Below are 16608 nucleotides of genomic sequence, written 5' to 3' on the forward strand. Positions count from 1 at the left end.
TACTTGTTAGTTACGCATGAAAGTCTGTTTTTGACACTTTCACTTCAGCCACAATGCCTTTTCGAATCACAAAGTCTCCAAAGCATTCGTCACTGTGACGTTCTTGTACCCACTGACCTATCAACTCATCCAAGGCTGGTAGATAAACGTCTTCGCCGACATTTTCTAAATACAGTTTGGGTACTCGGGTTCCTTCACGGTTACCACCTAGGTAAACATTGTATTTACCTAAGCCTTTACCGACTAAGCCGATTTCAGCCAACATCGCGCGGCCACAGCCGTTAGGGCAACCGACTACACGCAAGATAATACTGTCATCAGCTACGCCGTGCTTATCTAGCAGGCCCTCGACTTGAGTCACTAGCTCAGGTAAATATCGCTCGGCCTCTGCCATTGCCAACGGACATGTTGGCAAAGCTACACACGCCATTGAATTTTTGCGTTGTGCCGTGTGCTCATCGTTGATCAAGCCATGCTCACGTGCCAATTGCTCAATAGTGGCTTTTTGATCCGCAGGCACACCCGCAATGATCAGGTTTTGGTTTGCCGTCATACGGAAGTCACCTTGGTGAATTTGGGCGATCTTGCGACAACCTGTTTTCAACGGTTTACCTGGGTAGTCCAAAATGCGGCCATTTTCGATAAATAAGGTCAAATGGTGTTTACCATCAATTCCTTCCACCCAACCAAAGCGATCTCCACGATGAGTGAACTCATACGGACGGCTTGGTTCAAACTCAACACCCGCACGTTTTTGGACTTCTGCTTTGAAAGCATCCGCGCCAAATGTATCCAAGGTGTATTTGGTTTTAGCGTTTTTACGGTTAACGCGGTTACCCCAATCACGCTGCACCGACACAACGTGTTCAGCTATTTTTAAGGTGTGCTCAAGTGGAATAAATCCAAAATCATCCGCTTTGCGTGGATACGTGTTCACATCACCATGAGTCATTGCTAAACCGCCACCAACCAGCACGTTGAAGCCCACTAACTTGCCGTTATCGGCAATAGCCACAAAGTTTAGGTCGTTCGCATGTACGTCCACTTCGTTGTTTGGTGGAATTGTCACCGTAGTTTTGAATTTACGAGGCAAATAGGTCGACCCTAAGATCGGCTCTTGTGTAGTCTCAGTTTTTTCACCATTGAGCCAGATCTCTGCGTATGCTTTGGTATGTGGTAACAAATGCTCAGAGATCTTAGTCGCCCATTCGTATGCTTCTTGGTGCAACTGTGATTCAACCGGGTTGGTCGTACACAGCACGTTTCGGTTTACATCCCCTGCAGTAGCGATTGAGTCAATCCCAACGCTATTAAGCATTTGGTGCATTTCTTTGATGTTTGGCTTCAGTACTCCATGAAATTGAAACGTTTGACGTGTTGTTAAACGAATACTGCCATACATAGACTTTTCTTCAGCAAACTTATCAATTGCAAGCCACTGACTAGGCTTAATAATGCCACCGGGCATACGAGCACGTAACATGACATTATGTAATGGCTCTAATTTTTGCTTTGCTCGCTCAGGGCGAATATCTCTATCATCTTGCTGATACATGCCGTGAAAACGGATCAGCTGAAAATTATCTGCCGTAAAACCACCTGTAAGCGGGTCTTTAAGATCGGCTTCAATGGTGCCACGCAAATAGTTACTTTGTGTTTTTAAGCGTTCGTTATCAGCAAATTTAGCATTTGGATCAAGTTTGCTGTTTGGTTTGTATTCGGTGCTCATGGCTTATCCTAAAAATTCTACTGTGACGGTCAGTGTTATGTACTTAAATGCTTCAGACAGCCGATTAGTACACGTCTTTTTGATAACGGTTCTGGCTACGCAAGTCTTTTAGATACTGCTCAGCCTGTTCATCATCTTTGCCACCATGGGCTTTAATAATGTCGATCAAAGCTTGGTGAACATCTTTAGCCATACGTGTGGCATCACCACACACATAAAAATGTGCACCCTTTTCAAGCCATGCAAAGACTTCTGCACCTTTTTCGCGTAAGCGGTCTTGTACATAGATTTTCTCAGCTTGGTCGCGGCTAAATGCTAAATCTACCTTGCTTAGCAAGCCCGACTTCACATACCCTTGAATTTCAACTTGGTATAGGAAATCTTGTGTAAAGTGTGGGTTCCCAAAGAACAACCAGTTTTCACCTGCCGCCTCACGCGCATCACGCTCTTGTAAAAACGCTCTAAACGGAGCGATCCCCGTACCCGGTCCCACCATGATCACTGGCGTGTCATCATTTGCAGGCAAACGGAAATTGTCATTGTGCTCGCTAAATACTTTAACTTTTGCACCCTCTTGTGCACGATTTGCCAAGTAGCCCGAACAACCACCAAAATGCTGTTCACCAAAGGCGTCAAACTCAACCAAACCCACAGTTAGATGTACTTCGTCTTCGACTTCAGTTTGACTAGACGCAATCGAATACAAACGCGCTTGCAGTTTACGGCAACAGTCAACTAAAGACTGCGCATCAATTGCCGCAGGATTTTGCTTGATCACATCAAAAATTTGTCTTGCTTCTATGTACTCACGCAAAGCTGCTTTATCTTCAACCAATGCTTGTAATTGGACATTGTTGGTCGCCTGTGCATACTTCTCTACAAAACCAGGATATGACTGGGTCAGTTCCAGCTTTTCAATTAATGCATCTCGCACTGCAATGCTTTCACCTGCAACTGTCACTTTTGTATCATCAGCAATAGCGAGTAACTCTAGTACCTCATCCACCAGCGCTTCATCGTTTAGGAAATACACACCCAGCGAATCACCTGGTAAGTAACGAATGTCAGAGCCGTCTAAAGAAATTTCGACATGGCGAACATCTTTCGTTGAGTCACGACCTGTAATTTTTTGCACCACAGACAGCTCTGCGGCAAATGGATTTTGCTTCGTATACTGACTTGAAGCGCTCGCCACAGCGCCAGGCATGCTCACCACATTAGTTGCGGCGTCCTGCTGTGACTTCAGTTCAGGTTCAAATACATCCAATGCACCGGCAATCCACTGAGTTGCAAGCTCCTCGTAATCGACATCTAGCTCTGCACGCTGATAAACCACATCTGCGCCCAAATTGGTCAAACGCTGCTCAAAATCCTTGGCGGTTTGGCAGAAGAATTCATAGCTGGTGTCACCGAGTCCGATTACGGCTACTTTCACACCTTCTAACTTTGGCGCCTTTTTACTTGCCAAAAACGCGTGTAACGATTCAGCATCTTCAGGCGGCTCACCCTCACCATACGTTGACACAGCAATTGCAAGAAACTTCTCTTTCTTCAGCGCAGAAGTTTTGTAGTCCGCCATATTTACCAGCTTAACACTCAGCCCTCTAGACTCAGCCTGCGCCTTCAACTGGCTTGCTACAGCTTTAGCATTGCCTGTTTGAGAACCATATAAAATTGTTAACGGAGCAGCTTCTACAGCCGCCGCTTGCGTGCCCGCTCCCCCTGCTAATGCAGCAGAGTTTGCATTGGCTGCCAAATAACCGCTTACCCAGGCTTGCTGGATGGGGTTTAGTTCGGCCACTAAACCTTGTAATTTCTGCACTTGCTCTTGCGTAAGCGGGCTGGCCGCAGCGCTAAGTTGACTTAACAACATTGAATAATCCCCGTAACCCTAAAACGTCTCTTGCTTAAATGTGTTGCTTCACTTGCTCAATCATAACGTATAACAAGTTATTTCATAGTTTGAAGCATACTGATCTATGCAGACAACAAAAAGACAAAGATCTGCTTTTATATTCCTTTTGGTTATTAATAACCAAAAACACCAACAAAAACAGATTAAAAGATTTGCTTTAAAAATCACCACTCTAATATTAACATTGCAATAACAAAGGTTCAGTAAGCTCGGCCTTTGTTTAAGTAAAAGCAAAAATATTAAATCTAATAAAAGAGATCAAAAATGAAACACGGGAAAACATCCTATAAACAAAAGCTTGCGTTTGCGCTAAGTGCAGCACTTTGCAGCCAATATGCCGCAGCACAAGTAAGTAATGGTGACTTCGAAAATTGGCAACAAAACCAGCCAACTGGCTGGACGACCATTGATTCAGGTATTGCCGTAAGCGCAACAAGTAATATCGTAAAAACTGGCCAAACTGCTGCACAAGTAACCGTAACGACAGGCACGCAAAGTAGCACAGATTTACAGCAGCTCGTTGCGGTGCAAGCAGGGCAAACATATACCTTTAGCACTTGGGTTTATCATACTGAAGGTGGCGTTAAAGCAAGGCTTGTGGTTGATGGTTATCATGGTTACTCAGATCCATTTACTTTAAATCAGTGGCAGCAGATCAGTCATTCGTATACCGCCAGCACCGACACATCTATCTCGGTTGGCCTACGCTTTTATGACGGCACCGGCTTTGACGGCAATGAAGTGGTGTATATCGATGACTTTCAACCAACCACGACAACCACTCCCCCACCAACTGGCTGCCAAAACACTGAACTCAACCTATCTTTAACCACTGATAATTACGGCTCAGAAACCAGCTGGACATTGACTAATAGTAGCAACACCCAAGTAGCAGGTGGCAACGGCTACGCGAGTAATACTACCTACAACGAGTCTTTGTGTGTTGTGGATGACAGCTACACATTCACCATGCTGGACAGCTATGGTGACGGTATGTGTTGTAGCTACGGTAATGGCTCTTATAGTTTAACGGGTCCAACGGGAACATTAGCTTCAGGTAGCAGCTTTACTACACAGCAGCAACATACCTTTACTATTGGCAATGATAATGGCGGTGGCACACCAACCGACCCATCACAATACTACGCTTCAGCGGCAGGTTTAACTGGCTTTGCACTAAAGAGTGAGTTGCACAGCATTATTAGCAGCCACCAATCACAAGGTTACTCAGCTATTTGGCAATTTATCGACCAGTCAGAGCGTGATATCTATTTTGAAAATGATAACTCGGTTTTAGACCGCTACTCAGAAAGACCAAACGGCAGCGATGCGGTAACTTATGTTGCTGTGACCAATCAATGTGGCACATACAGCATTGAAGGTGACTGTTACAACCGAGAGCATTCGTTTCCAAAGAGTTGGTTTGGCGGCAAAATAGAGCCTATGAACTCTGATATTCACCATATCTTCGCCACCGATGGATATGTCAACGCCAAGCGCAGCAACTATCCATTTGGTGAAGTAGCAAGCGCCACATACACCTCAAGTAATGGCAGTAGACTTGGCTCAGCCGCATCTAGCCTGAATTATTCAGGCACAGTATTTGAGCCTATCGATCAATTTAAAGGCGACTTTGCAAGAGCCTACTTTTATATGGCTACTCGCTATGAGAATGTGATCAGCACTTGGCAAAACAATACTGAGTACAGTAATGCTGTACTTGATGGCAGTGCTAATCAGGTGTTTGAGCCTTGGGTTATTGCCATGCTAAAACGCTGGCATGAGGCTGACCCTGTGGATGCAATTGAACAAGCACGCAACCAAGCGGCTCACGAGTTTCAAGGCAACCGCAACCCATTTGTAGACCACCCTGAGTTTGTACAGCAGATCTGGTAAACAACTAATCTAGCCAAAAAAAAGCCACCGGTCGGTGGCTTTTTAGTTTTCGCTTCTAACTAGTTTTTATGAATAAAAAGGCGGCCTACTCCTTCAGGCCGCTAACCGACTCAACGGGAAATCACCTAGGGTTGATGGTTAAGGGAGATAAACTGATTTTGGCATTACCACTGGCTCCCATGTAACCTGTGTATTGCTGACCTTCAAATAAGGTATAAAAAACATCTACATAGTCATCGTCATTGGTAAACCACGAATCTGGCATGGCTTTGATAAGCTGGTTGGTCAGCTGTGGAATAATCGCGTAACCTTGCACATTGGGGTCAGGAATGGTGCGCATAACCTGAGTGACAATGTCTAAGAAAGTCGTCGCGAGAGTTTTGTAATTAGTGTTGTCATCTTGCTCCATTAGCAGCAAGTCCGCAGCTTGCCAACGATAACGTTCCCAATGAATGATGATTTGATTAGGAGTGTAATCACGACCATCATGATCTAAGTACGGCATGTCAACGATATCCAGCACCGGCTCATCGCGACTTGGGCTCACACCCGTTACAACTCCGTATACTTCTGCTGCACCCGAAATCCAAGGCTCTTCATCATCATTTAAACGAATACGATTCAATACACTGGTAGAAATAGGCTCTGCGTCACTTTGTGTATCAAAGAACGGTTTTTGTGTAGATAGTGATACAGGTCGGTGCTTATTAAACTCTCGTTGCATGACAGCCAAGCCTTCTTTGAGGCTCTTTTGGCTGTCAATTTCAACGATTAATACAGGTTGCTGCGGCATTTTTTTAGCATCGAGTAAATGCACATTACCGTGTTGATCATATGCTTCCACATGCACCCAATTCTTATCATCTCCCTTCGGAGCAAATGCAACTAAAACAGGCTCCCCTTGTTGCCAAGCACTCAGCATTACACTGTCGGCAAGACGTAACTGATAAATAGATTCGTCAGACTCAGATAGTCCCTTGAGAGATCGAGTATAGCTGTTAGCTGCGCGAACCTTAGGTGCTAAAGAAGCTGGTACTAATTCTGATGAAAGAGGGATTTGTAAACGATACTGACTCATTTGCGCTTTGACAGGAGTCGCTATGCTTGGCAATTGACGTGCAACTTGTTTCGCAAGCTGCTTTTTAATATCAACTACTTGATAACCAGCTGGGTTATATACATCCAATGCAGGAAAAGCCTGTTGAACCTTTACGTCTGAATCTGCTGCATAACTATTTAGACTCATTGCTGCTAAGGCAGTCAATGTAAATTTTGTTAATTTTTTCATATTCTACTCCTGACAATAATCCGCGTGTTTGAGTAGAAGAAGATAAAACTTATTTAAAAAATTATCAACCTGTTAATTTAAAATTAACAAATTTAAATTAACAGGTTCGACACATAGCCACTTTGCGTGGCTATCAAATGTTAAACAAGAAGGGACGTAACAGTAATAGCCATGTCTAGAAAGGAGAGGCTTTCAACACGGGTGTAACTGGAAATTCAACCCCGCAAAATTAGAGTAGCTACTCAACAGGATACAAGGTGATCTCTATTCCTGCACCAATTGCAGAAATGCGCAGTAAAGTGTCTGCATGTAACGCCTGTGAATAACATTTTGGTGTGTTGCCAGAGTTAAAACCAATATCAAATGTTCGTTTCGTACATGACAACCACTGCTTTAACGCAGGTTTTGAGCAGGATTCGATTAATTCACACAGGTGGTTAATCGCCTTATCAGGGCTGATAACTTCGGCGTCAGCCTCAATGCGCGCTAATTGGCGATATTCATCTTGATCATAATGCAATACGATAGCATTACGCTTTAAATCATTGACTAAGGCACTAATGTCATGCTTTGACTCTAGCTCAAGATCGACGTTTAAAAACTGAATTTCTGGCATATTGACTGTTTTACCTTAACTGGTTGGATCGATGGATAGCTGCTTTAAATGCAAGTGTAACCAAGTAAATACGGACTGGCTAGCGTTAACACCGATTCGTGCTTATTACGATTAAATTCCTCTAATTATAAACTCTCCATTGCGACATAGAAATTCGCTCACAAGAAGCCTGACATACACATTATAGGTACTTATTCTGTCCACCTTATTGCCTTTAATACATAGCTTTGCTAATTTTTAGCCAATGAACTTAAAAAGCAACCAGCATGAGCAATTTACATTTAGCAGCACTTTTACTTAGTTTTTTGTTGGCCGGGTGTGGCGGTGGAGGTAACGACAATTCACCCTCCCTAGACCCACAGCCCACTACGCCTTCGGAAATATGGAGCGCTGGGGTATTCCCAGCCTCAAGTCAGTACAAAGACTATTGCGCTAACCCCAGGCAGGGCCTTGACCCACAAGACAATGAACCATACTCGGATAAAGTCGGCAGCGCCATGCTAGAAAAGTTATGGCTACGCTCTTTTAGCCATGAAACTTACTTGTGGTATGACGAATTACCGGATCCAAATCCAAGTACCTTTGACTCGATAGCCGCATACTTCAATGCGCTTAAAACTTCAGCAACCACGCCATCAGGTAAAGCGAAGGATGACTTTCATTTCTCTGAAAGCTATGAAGACTACATCAAAGAAGCTCAGTCTGGTGTGGTAGCAGGCTATGGAGTTCGCTGGGCTATCATTAATCGAACCCCGCCTAGACTAATACGTGTCGCCTATACTCAGGACAATTCACCGGCTGAACTTGTAGGCCTTCAACGTGGGGATGAACTTGTGGAAGTCGATGGTGTTGATATCGATGCTACAGACTCGGCCTCTGTCGCGACGATCAATGCAGCGCTGCAGCCTGCTCTCGGAACAACCCATTCGTTTACGTTTGTTCGCACCGATTCACAGACAAATGCCGTAGAACAGTACGAAGTGTCTCTTACAGCGCAAGATATAGAAACCACTCCTGTACAAAATGTACATGTACAAACCATCAATGGCCGTAAGGTAGGCTATGTGCAATTCAATCAGTTTATCTCTGCGGGCCAACGCCCTTTAATAAACGCCTTCCAAATGTTCGAAAATAGTGACATAGATGAGCTAGTATTAGACCTTCGCTATAACGGTGGTGGGTTAGTTAGTATGGCCGCGCAATTGGGTTATATGATAGCTGGCAGCGCAAATACACTCGCTACGACGCCTGATACGGGTCGAGTGTTTAGTCAGACGATATACAATGACAAGCGTAGTGCAGAAAACTATGATGTTACATTCTCCGCTCGTGCCATCGACTGGAGTGAAAGAGTATATACAGACGAGGTTTTACCGAGTCCTGAGCTTAGCAGAGTGTACATACTGACAACGGCAGGTACCTGCTCGGCGAGTGAATTAATTATTAATGGGTTGCAAGGTATTGATGTTGAAGTGGTCCTTATTGGTGACCAAACATGTGGTAAACCGTTTGGATTTGCTCCCGCTCCCAATTGTGGCGAGGTGTACTATACCATTCAGTTTAAAAACGAAAATGCCAAGGGATTTGGTAGCTATACCGATGGCTTCACACCCGTTTCTGCTGCGCAAAATAACGGTGAACTCGGGCTAACGAGCCAGGTTTCGGGATGTTTGGTCGCAGATGACTTTGAGCACTCGCTCGGCGCGGCTAACGAGGCGTTATTTTCAGCAGCACTGAATTATATGGACACGGGTGAGTGTCCGCCTGTGAGCCAACCACGCCCAACCCAAGCATCTGAGTACATCTTACAAGGCCCCGCCATTAGCGTTCCATCACACCCACTGCGCGGTGGTATGCACATAATTCCCTTAAAGGGCGTGAAAAATGAGCAATAAACTCATTAGCACCATCTTAATATGTCTTGCATTGATTGGCTGTAAACACAACCAATCAATGCAACCGTTGGCAGCAACAATCAAGAACACCACACCAGCGATAAAAGCTGACATACAAAAAGCCATTGTCAGCTTAAAAGGTGGCGTAGAGCCAAAACTCGCCGATAACGTATTGATGAATAGCAGTACATTATTGTTAGAGTCCCGTGTAGCCAAGCAACCACTAGACCCGGTTTTAGGCACTCACAACATCGCTGTTGAACGCTTTGAATTGCAGCTACGTAATGGTCTGTGTGTTCTCTACTATCCTAGTAAAGATAATTATGTCATATTACCCAAAGTACCCTGTGTCGCAGTCACTCAAAGTACTCATTAACTCATAGCCAAAATTAGTTTTCTCTGCTTGCTGTGGTACAGTAGAACGAGATCGCGTGAACAACTAGATTTTATATGCAATATCAAACAGCTAATCCTTTCAAACCGCAGTTAAATTATCCATACCACTGCTGCACATTCAGCACTGAATCTTTTCAACAGAGTGATTTTCTGACTCACAACATTCCCATGCCTCAAAAGTTGCAAAATGCGGTCCCCAAACGCCGAGTTGAGTATCTGGCTGGGCGAATATGTGCAACACAAGCGTTGGCGCAATTATCCATCACTGGGGTCGAGATAAACAGCACAGAAGATAGAGCTCCAGTATGGCCAGAAGGCACTTTGGGTAGCATTAGCCATACGCAAGGCATTGCTATGGCAATGGTCACAAATTCGTCTGACCTAAGCGGCTTGGGAATAGACATTGAGACCGTAATGCCTAGTGAGCAAGAACAGAGATTGAAGGAACAAATTCTACACCCTATGGAAAATGAGGCCTTCACCGCGCTCAGTAAACATCTCCCGTGCCCATTAACTGTGGTGTTTTCCGCCAAAGAGAGTATTTTTAAGGCGCTTTACCCAAGTGTAAAAAGGTTTTTTGGCTTTGAAGCAGCCAAACTACTGAGCTTTGATGAACATCAGTTGTGCTTTGAGATAACAGAGCAACTGTCTGACAAAGTTCCGCTAGGTACACAGGTGAATGTGCTTTATCAAACTAATGATCTTTTCGCATTTACAGAGTGTGCTTTTGCGTAAGTTCATATCACATCAGAAAAACAAAAGGCCCGCATAGCACGGGCCTTTATTGTTCTTGCGAATTTAAAGATTATTGACGCTGTACTTTTACACGCTCAGTTGACGTAATTGTCGCTTCAACTCTGCGGTTTTGCGCATGAGCTTCCAACGTATTCGCGGTATTTTTCAAGCGTTCCTCACCATAGCCAATCGTAGAAATACGATCTGCTGTAATACCGTCGTCCATTAGCTGCTTCGCTACAGCCTTTGCACGCTTCTCAGATAACATTTGGTTATACTGTGCGTCACCAATTGCCGACGCGTGACCTTCCAGTACCACTGTCGCAGACTCATGCTCTTTTAAGAAAGCTGCAACTTCTGCAATGTCATCAAAATATTGCTGTTTTACTTTCGCAGTATCGTGTGGGAAGCGCACTAAGAGGTTTACTGAAACCTGACGTTCCTCAAACTTTGTACAACCCTTGCTGTCAACTGCATCTGACATTGGCGTGTTAGCACAACTGTCATCAGCATCCATAACGCCATCTTTATCGCTATCGGCAGCAACTGGCTGAGGTGCAACAGGGGCTGGTGCAGGCTCTACCTTCTTAACAGGCTCGCTTGAACCAAAGAAGTAGTTAATACCTAATTTAGCACCAATGTCGGTATAGCCACGGTCCAAACCTTGGTAAACAGCAGCTTCCGCATTTACAAAGAAGTTATTGTTGAAGTAATGGCGATAACCAGCACCCACGTTTGCAAACGTCAGGCTTTTATAAGCATCAATTGATTTTAAACCAACTAAGCCATAAAAAGGGCTGTCATCAAAGTGATAAAGCGCATCAATACCGAAACGCTCACCATCTAGTGAGCCAGTGCTTGCACCAGACAAGTCAAAATCCATGTCAGCATATTCTACGCGACCGCTCCAGTTGTTGTTGAAGCGGTAACCAATTTCCGCGCCCCAACCAGTGGAGTCATCAACATCAACACCTGCAGCATCACGAATATTATTCCATTCAGAATTATAGTAATCGCCAAATACGCCGAGGTAGACCCCCTCTTTTTGCTCATTTGCATTTACTGCCGACGCTGCAAGAAGAGCCGCAACTGCTAAGCTAATAGATTTAAATTTCATTATTTCGTCCCGTCCTTAAATACCAAGTGAGCACAGATAGCTCATGAATTTAGCCCTATAATATTAGGCTATATATTAATTTTTACTTAACAACATCTTATTTAACTGACACCAACTAATGCTGATGCCCGAATAGTGTTTGATACAGTCCTGCTTGTCCAAGCAAGCTATTATGATCTCCGACTTGAGAAACGTGACCATCATCAAGTACATATATCAAATCAGCCTGCCGTATCGCGCTGAGCCTATGGGCGATGATCAGCGTTGTTCTGTTTTGCAAAAAAGTTTTTAAGTTTCTATGTATTTTCGCTTCTGTTTCAATATCTAATGCTGATGTTGCTTCATCAAGAATAACCACTTTGGGATCAGCCAATACCATTCTGGCGATGGCTAACCGCTGCTTTTGTCCACCAGAAAGGCGAATCCCATTGCGGCCAACAAGTGCATCAAGCTGCTCATCAATGTGTCGAACCGTTTCATGTAGTTCAGCGACTTTGAGTGCCTGCCAAAGTTGATCATCACTATGAACTTTACCTAGTGATAAATTATCGCGAATACTACTATTAAATAGAATAGGTTGCTGCAAAACTGTGGCAATATTTTCTCTAATTGCTTGATATCCGACCTCTTCAACTGGAATACCCGCAATTTCAATTCTACCCGACTGTTTTTCATAAAGCCCTAACAGCAATTGTACCAGTGTGGACTTTCCCCCTCCTGATACGGCCACAATTGCGACTTTTTTACCCGCAGGGATCTGTAGCGAAACATTCCGAAGCACTGGTAGCTCGGGCTGATACGCAAAGCTAACATCTTCAAACACAATACCAATGTTCTGCCTTTCAAATACATTACTTGCTTTAGTTGGCGCAGGTGCTTCCGTTTGAAAAGCAAACACCTGATTTAACCTCTGTATTGCAGCCGAAGCTCCATAGTAGGCATACTGTATTCCAAGTAGTTCCTGTACTGGCCCCATCATAAACCACAAATAGCCGAACACCGCAAAGATCTGCCCAACAGTAAGATCTGCAAACACAACCATTAGCATTGCAACGGCACGGAAAACTTCAAAGCCCAGTAAAAAAACAGTGAAACTTAAACGATTTACCGCGTCAGTTTTCCACTGTGACTGCACAGCATAGTGCTTTAAATCAACCGCTGTTTTGCGAACATAATCAAAGTAAGCGCTTTCTCTTCGCATGGCTTTTAACTGTGATATTGCATCCAACGTTTCAACTAAAGCAGCTTGAAATGCCTCAAAAGCCGCGTTTTCATCTTTTTTAAGGTCTTTCACTCGTTTGCCAAACTGGCGAGAAAAGTAAATCACAGCAGGATTTAAGAGCAAAATGACCAAGCCCAAAGTCAGGTCTATCCAAAGTAAAACGACAGCGGTACCAATGATGGTTAACAAGCCAATGAGAAACCGAGACAGAGTTTGGCTGATAAAAGTGTCGAGTGTTTCGACATCGGTAATGCAACGTGAGCTAATGGCAGCAGCACCTTGCGTTTCATATTCTTTAAGCTGCACGCGTGGTAGGTGACGCAATAACCTTTCGCGAATATTTAAACTGATATCCTTGCCAATAAAAGTAAATTGTCTTGATTGAATCACCCCCAACACAAGTGCACCCAAGCGCATCAATACAACACTGAACAAAATCACTATGATATACACGGCACTAGTGTGCCACGCTACGGGCAGTATGTTATTCAGAAAATTAATTGCAGGGCCTGGCTTTTCTAGCAATACTTCGTCAACAAGTAATGGCATCATTAAGGGAATAGGAACACTTACTAAAGCCGCTAAGAATGCAATTATATGTGCAATAATAAGTGGCCTTTTATGTGTGAGTACTTGCTGCTTAATTCCTTGCCATGTCAATATTTCGGTCATTTTCAATCCAGTTAAATTACGTGCCACAAAAAGTTTTATAATGTGCGTCCGTTGTCGCAGCCAAATAGCGGCGTTCGTATTCCTGATATCGATAAGGATGTTGTAGTAGTGGTAACCAATCCTTTAACAAACGACTCTCTTTTTGCTGATAATAATCACCAATTACCCTTTCTACCAATGTGTTACGAGGAATGATTGCTGGGTTTACTGAACACATCAACTCTGCAACTTGAGTACGCTCATATTCAGCTATACGCGTTTCCCACTTTTCGCGCCAAGATAGCAAAGCATCTGGTATCACAAAGCAACTATAGGGAGTTTTCAGCAATGAGTTACTCAGCGCCGCAAACGTATTGGTATAATCTAGCTGTTCACTATTTAGTATCGAGAGCAATTCCGACAACAACTCAGCATCGGCATCTTGCCAAGTAAGTAAACCAAGCTTTTGTGCCCACATACTCTGATATGCAAGATTAAAGTCTGTCGAAAACCCCGCTATGACATCACTAAGCATTGTAATCGCTTTTGACTGTTCAATATTAAATAAAGCGAGTAATGATTCCGCCAGACGTGCACAGTTCCAACTGGCTATGTTAGGTTGCTGCCCAAAAGCATAGCGCCCATGTTTATCTATAGAGCTGTAAACTTGTCCAAAATCGAATGCCTCCAGCATGGCACATGGCCCATAATCTATCGTCTCTCCTCCAACAAGAGTGTTGTCTGTATTCATCACACCGTGAATAAAGCCGACCCTCAGCCAATCTACAATCAAGGCTATCTGCTTTTTACAGACAGCTTTTAAGAAAGCAATGATACGCTCATCACCTTGCTCTGTAATATCAACAAAGTAGCGCTTAATCGCCAACTCCATAAGCGATCTGAGGCCCACTAAATCCTCGTGTAACGCCAAATACTGAAATGAGCCGACACGGATATGGCTACTCGCTACTCGACATACAACAGCGCCAGGTAATGAACCATCTCTATATACTTGTTGGCCTGTGGATACCACTGACAAACACTCAGTTGTTGGCACCCTCAACGCTTTCAGCGCCTGACTCATCACAAACTCTCTCACCGCAGGCCCTAAAGCACATAAGCCATCACCCCCTCTAGAGAACGGCGTTGCACCAGAGCCTTTAATTTGTAGATCGTATGCCCGCCCTTGAGCATCATCAAAGCTACCTATCAAGTGAGCTCGGCCATCCCCTAAAGTAGGATTGAAATGACCGAACTGATGTCCAGAATACGCCAATGCTACAGGCTCTACATCATGGAGCGGGAGTTGACCACTTAAATAACTATGTGCCGATGAGCGCTTTAAAGGAATACCTAGTTCGGTCGCCAACGCCTCATTCCATAGTAGCAGTTGTGGCTCACATGGCTGACTCTCACGTGCCATCATGGGCGTATCTAGAACACAAAACTGATTCCCTAAGACGCTATACCTTGGATAAAAACTCATTCTTTTTGACCTGCTGATATGTAATTATCTCCTACACTAAGTGCGATTAGCTGGCTTAATGACTGTAGCGTCCAGCCACTTTGCGCAACGAGTGTATTAAAAAATGCTTGTGCGGCTAGCAGTGATTTTTTGCTATGCAAGCCACCTTCTATAATTTCATGACACCTTAGGTACGCTTCAACATCTCGTGACAGAATAAAGGTATCTTTTCCCATTGCTCTTAAAGCGAATGGGCCTGTGTTCCCCCCTAACCTAGCACCATGTTGCTTTAAATACAGCCAAAGACCAACAATATCATCGCAAGGCCATTGAGCTATAAACTGTGCAAAAGAGCCGTGAGTTTGCGCCACTTCATGGATCATTAAACAGTTGACGGGGATGGTCATTACCTTTTTGTAGTTGCGCACGATACGCTCGTCATTGGCTCTTTGCTCCAGCATATCGGGAGACATCATTAGCAACTTATTTGCATCAAAATCCCAAAAAACCTCTCTAAAGCCACTCCACTTAGCATCAATTACGCTCCAATAAAAGCCACTTTGAAATACTTTTCGCGTGAACTCTTCTAACCATTCAGAGTCACTGAGCATCGTTAGTTGAGTTGATGTTTTGGGCTCGCTCAGTAGTGACAACACTTTGTTTTCTCCACCCTTCCTTTCACTTGCCCGTGCCAATATATTATTGAATTTTTCCATAGGAAATGACCGCCTTATTTCCTTAAAATCAGAAAGTGACTATTATTTAGTTAATCAAATCAACCTTCGAGAATGATAGTGTTTCGTTTAATAGCGTGTTTATGTATTACACTGAGCGCATCAATCAGCTCAACACAAAGTTTATCAAAGACGCTTAATATTAGCACAGGTCAATGGCCGCCTTATATGGATCAATCACGTAGAGACCAAGGCTGCGTTGCAAAACTAATTCGTGATGCTTTTGCTCTATCAGGCTACAAAGTTCGATTTGTTTTTATGCCTTGGGAGAGAGCGTACCAAGAAGGAATGAAACAAGAGTTTTCAGGCAGCGCATACTGGTATTTTAGCGAAAAAAGAGCGCAAGACTATATCTACACAAGGCACCCCATTACACAAGAAGTAAGCCGTTTCTATCATTTAAAAAATCTAGACTTTACTTATCAAAGCTATAAAGACTTATCTCCCCATAGGCTGATATTAAATCAGGGCCTTACATACCCTGATGAACTGCTTCAAGCCATAAAAAATTATGATATCAGTACTGTTAACGCCACCTATACCAGCAAAAATCTAGCATATTTATTACGGGGTAGAGCGGACATTGCAATCCTTACAGAGCAAACTAAAGCTGCCTACGCACAATCCCTCACTGAGGCGCAGCAACAACAGATCACCTTCCAAGAAAAACCTGCATTTATTAAGCAAGGCTACTTGCTGATCAATAAACACAACTCCTTTTTGGTATCCGTATTTGATGATGGCATCAATCAGCTTTGGCAAAAGCAAAATTATTACAATGAATACGTGACCAATTGTGTAAAGACTGACTTATCAATGGGTATTGAATTCATTGCAAAAGGCTAACGACAGCGAACGTAGTGAGTTACAGTGCAAATATTTAACTTACATTCCTTTTGCGCAAGCAGGGGTGCAACATTACGGACGAAGTCCGTAGCTTTTGCGCAAT

General features: G+C 43.7%; 13 protein-coding genes. 5 read left to right on the forward strand and 8 right to left on the reverse strand.

Translation table 11 applies throughout. The features are described 5' to 3' along the window. Positions 1-10: 10 nt before the first annotated feature. Positions 11-1729 carry an assimilatory sulfite reductase (NADPH) hemoprotein subunit gene (cysI, locus tag L1070_RS19415; protein ID WP_237126796.1) on the reverse strand — a complete coding sequence of 573 codons (1719 nt, stop codon included), beginning with the start codon at positions 1727-1729 and terminating at the stop codon, positions 11-13. Positions 1730-1793: 64 nt separating this feature from the next. Then, positions 1794-3602: an assimilatory sulfite reductase (NADPH) flavoprotein subunit gene (locus L1070_RS19420; protein WP_237126797.1), complete on the reverse strand. Its 1809-nt coding sequence runs from the start codon at positions 3600-3602 to the stop codon at positions 1794-1796. Positions 3603-3908: 306 nt separating this feature from the next. Here L1070_RS19420 and L1070_RS19425 point away from each other — a divergent pair, with 306 nt between their 5' ends. Further along, the gene (locus L1070_RS19425) at positions 3909-5540 is read left to right on the forward strand and encodes an endonuclease (protein ID WP_237126798.1); all 1632 of its coding nucleotides are present in this window, start codon (positions 3909-3911) and stop codon (positions 5538-5540) included. Between the two features lie 121 nt (positions 5541-5661). Here the strand turns inward: L1070_RS19425 and L1070_RS19430 are convergent, their stop codons facing one another. Both L1070_RS19430 and L1070_RS19435 read right to left on the reverse strand, forming a co-directional pair. Then, positions 5662-6828, reverse strand: a complete 1167-nt coding sequence (locus tag L1070_RS19430) for a DUF3103 family protein (RefSeq protein ID WP_237126799.1) — start codon at positions 6826-6828, stop codon at positions 5662-5664. Between the two features lie 238 nt (positions 6829-7066). Then, positions 7067-7444, reverse strand: a complete 378-nt coding sequence (locus L1070_RS19435; RefSeq protein ID WP_070986565.1) for a hypothetical protein — start codon at positions 7442-7444, stop codon at positions 7067-7069. A 266-nt stretch (positions 7445-7710) separates the two neighbouring features. Between L1070_RS19435 and L1070_RS19440 the strand changes: the two genes are divergently transcribed. The 3 genes from L1070_RS19440 to L1070_RS19450 all read left to right on the forward strand — a co-directional run bounded on the left by L1070_RS19440 (position 7711) and on the right by L1070_RS19450 (position 10470). Then, positions 7711-9339 (forward strand): S41 family peptidase, encoded by a 1629-nt coding sequence (locus L1070_RS19440; protein ID WP_237126800.1) that lies wholly within the window; start codon positions 7711-7713, stop codon positions 9337-9339. Further along, a complete protein-coding gene (locus tag L1070_RS19445) occupies positions 9329-9715 on the forward strand; it encodes a hypothetical protein (protein WP_070986567.1) in 387 nt (128 codons plus the stop codon). The genes L1070_RS19440 and L1070_RS19445 overlap by 11 nt, the downstream gene beginning before the upstream one ends. Before the next feature lie 74 nt (positions 9716-9789). Next, positions 9790-10470 (forward strand): 4'-phosphopantetheinyl transferase superfamily protein, encoded by a 681-nt coding sequence (locus tag L1070_RS19450; protein ID WP_237126801.1) that lies wholly within the window; start codon positions 9790-9792, stop codon positions 10468-10470. Positions 10471-10540: 70 nt separating this feature from the next. On the opposite strand, the gene L1070_RS19455 is transcribed toward L1070_RS19450, so the two are convergent. From L1070_RS19455 to L1070_RS19470, 4 genes are all read right to left on the reverse strand, one after another. Next, positions 10541-11587, reverse strand: a complete 1047-nt coding sequence (locus tag L1070_RS19455) for an OmpA family protein (RefSeq protein WP_237126802.1) — start codon at positions 11585-11587, stop codon at positions 10541-10543. Between the two features lie 115 nt (positions 11588-11702). Continuing rightward, on the reverse strand, positions 11703-13481 hold the full coding sequence (locus L1070_RS19460) for an ABC transporter ATP-binding protein (protein WP_237126803.1): 1779 nt from the start codon (positions 13479-13481) through the stop codon (positions 11703-11705). 16 nt (positions 13482-13497) lie between these two features. Next, positions 13498-14946: a YdiU family protein gene (locus L1070_RS19465; RefSeq protein ID WP_237126804.1), complete on the reverse strand. Its 1449-nt coding sequence runs from the start codon at positions 14944-14946 to the stop codon at positions 13498-13500. Beyond that, positions 14943-15641 (reverse strand): DNA-3-methyladenine glycosylase I, encoded by a 699-nt coding sequence (locus tag L1070_RS19470; RefSeq protein WP_070986572.1) that lies wholly within the window; start codon positions 15639-15641, stop codon positions 14943-14945. The genes L1070_RS19465 and L1070_RS19470 overlap by 4 nt, the downstream gene beginning before the upstream one ends. A gap of 72 nt (positions 15642-15713) precedes the next feature. Between L1070_RS19470 and L1070_RS19475 the strand changes: the two genes are divergently transcribed. Then, a complete protein-coding gene (locus L1070_RS19475; protein ID WP_343221781.1) occupies positions 15714-16505 on the forward strand; it encodes a transporter substrate-binding domain-containing protein in 792 nt (263 codons plus the stop codon). Positions 16506-16608 lie beyond the last annotated feature (103 nt).

This window comes from Pseudoalteromonas sp. MMG022 (genome assembly GCF_021654245.1).
In the GTDB taxonomy this organism is placed as follows: Bacteria; Pseudomonadota; Gammaproteobacteria; order Enterobacterales; family Alteromonadaceae; genus Pseudoalteromonas; species Pseudoalteromonas amylolytica.

Coding starts and splice junctions, on each gene's coding strand:
- cysI (WP_237126796.1), bottom strand. CDS start 1,729: ATGAGCACCGAATACAAACCAAACAGCAAACTTGATCCAAATGCTAAA.
- L1070_RS19420 (WP_237126797.1), bottom strand. CDS start 3,602: ATGTTGTTAAGTCAACTTAGCGCTGCGGCCAGCCCGCTTACGCAAGAG.
- L1070_RS19425 (WP_237126798.1), top strand. CDS start 3,909: ATGAAACACGGGAAAACATCCTATAAACAAAAGCTTGCGTTTGCGCTA.
- L1070_RS19430 (WP_237126799.1), bottom strand. CDS start 6,828: ATGAAAAAATTAACAAAATTTACATTGACTGCCTTAGCAGCAATGAGT.
- L1070_RS19435 (WP_070986565.1), bottom strand. CDS start 7,444: ATGCCAGAAATTCAGTTTTTAAACGTCGATCTTGAGCTAGAGTCAAAG.
- L1070_RS19440 (WP_237126800.1), top strand. CDS start 7,711: ATGAGCAATTTACATTTAGCAGCACTTTTACTTAGTTTTTTGTTGGCC.
- L1070_RS19445 (WP_070986567.1), top strand. CDS start 9,329: ATGAGCAATAAACTCATTAGCACCATCTTAATATGTCTTGCATTGATT.
- L1070_RS19450 (WP_237126801.1), top strand. CDS start 9,790: ATGCAATATCAAACAGCTAATCCTTTCAAACCGCAGTTAAATTATCCA.
- L1070_RS19455 (WP_237126802.1), bottom strand. CDS start 11,587: ATGAAATTTAAATCTATTAGCTTAGCAGTTGCGGCTCTTCTTGCAGCG.
- L1070_RS19460 (WP_237126803.1), bottom strand. CDS start 13,481: ATGACCGAAATATTGACATGGCAAGGAATTAAGCAGCAAGTACTCACA.
- L1070_RS19465 (WP_237126804.1), bottom strand. CDS start 14,946: ATGAGTTTTTATCCAAGGTATAGCGTCTTAGGGAATCAGTTTTGTGTT.
- L1070_RS19470 (WP_070986572.1), bottom strand. CDS start 15,641: ATGGAAAAATTCAATAATATATTGGCACGGGCAAGTGAAAGGAAGGGT.
- L1070_RS19475 (WP_343221781.1), top strand. CDS start 15,714: ATGATAGTGTTTCGTTTAATAGCGTGTTTATGTATTACACTGAGCGCA.